Source organism: Candidatus Trichorickettsia mobilis, from assembly GCF_034366785.1.
Lineage (GTDB): Bacteria > Pseudomonadota > Alphaproteobacteria > Rickettsiales > Rickettsiaceae > Trichorickettsia > Trichorickettsia mobilis_A.
Map to the genome: position 1 here is coordinate 1 of NZ_CP112969.1, position 474 is coordinate 474.

Sequence of the window (474 nt, forward strand, 5' to 3'; positions counted from 1 at the left end):
TCCCCGAATATTTAAATTCGGTACTAGCACAAACCGAGCAAGCGAAAGTTATAAGCAGTAATTTTACCGACAAGGATAATTTTGCCGCTAGACACAACTTGCTCTTTAAGATTTTTACCCGGCTTTTCATTTAACTAACGCTCCCTTCGGTTCGGCTTTATCGTCTTTTTTATTTTTATCGTCTATTACCTGATTAAACTCTTTTAGCCGTAAATAACCGCCGCTAAATTCAAAACTAAGACGGTAAGAAGTAGGACTAGATTCAAATCCGTGTTTACCGTATCTCGAAGTTAAGATGCCGTGGGCTATTACCTCACCCTGAACCTCATCGATCTCCATATTCTTTACGGTAAAGTAAGTAACTAGATCAAAATTTTTGTACTTCTCTAGGCTATCCGCAAAATATTCGTTTATCTTTTTAGAAAAGCTCGGATCGCTATTTGAGGTATATTTTAAAATCATGTCTCTTTTGTG

At 36.9% G+C, this 474-nt stretch carries 1 protein-coding gene; it reads right to left on the reverse strand.

Features of this window, described 5'->3' with window-relative positions; all coding sequences use genetic code 11:
- Window positions 1-126: 126 nt before the first annotated feature.
- Window positions 127-474 (reverse strand): TraE/TraK family type IV conjugative transfer system protein (locus tag Trichorick_RS09245; RefSeq protein ID WP_323739359.1); only part of this gene is annotated, 348 nt, incomplete at its 5' end.